We start from the raw sequence: 451 nt of genomic DNA, 5'->3' as shown, positions 1-451 counted from the left end.
GATAGCGGGTGCGCTGAACGCCTGACGCCGTCGGCTCAGTGGCCCGGGGGCAGCAGGCCCTGCACGGACCTGGTGAGTTCGCCGACGGCGACGACGAGCGGGGTGACGGGCTGGACGAAGTCGTTGAGGCGGGTCAAGGCGCGCTGGATCACGGTGGGTTGGGGCTGCGGCTCTCCGAGTTCCTCGCGCAGGCGCCGCAGTTCACGGGTGGTGGACGCGGGGTCGGCGAGTTCGGCCAGGTGGGCCTGGAGCAACCGCTCGACGCGCACCAGGAGTTCGGTGGTCCGCTCGGGGTCCTGGAGCTGGAAGGAGACCGGTCCCGAGATCGCCTGGGCACCGGGTCCGACGGCCTGGTTGCCCACGTAGTGGGTGCCGCCGCTGATCATGAGCCCGTTGTTGACCGGGGGGTCCTGCCGTCGGTCGTCGTCACGCATGGTGGAGCCCCTTCTAC

At 70.7% G+C, this 451-nt stretch carries 1 protein-coding gene; it reads right to left on the bottom strand.

Annotation, left to right across the window (positions count from 1 at the left end; translation table 11 throughout):
- Positions 1-35: 35 nt before the first annotated feature.
- Positions 36-434 (bottom strand): hypothetical protein, encoded by a 399-nt coding sequence (locus tag RM590_RS35630; protein WP_127182281.1) that lies wholly within the window; start codon positions 432-434, stop codon positions 36-38.
- Between the last annotated feature and the right edge of the window lie 17 nt (positions 435-451).

Source organism: Streptomyces litchfieldiae, assembly GCF_031845365.1.
GTDB lineage: Bacteria > Actinomycetota > Actinomycetes > Streptomycetales > Streptomycetaceae > Streptomyces > Streptomyces litchfieldiae.
This window is presented reverse-complemented; position numbering and strand designations above follow the sequence as displayed.

Coding starts and splice junctions, on each gene's coding strand:
- RM590_RS35630 (WP_127182281.1), bottom strand. CDS start 434: ATGCGTGACGACGACCGACGGCAGGACCCCCCGGTCAACAACGGGCTC.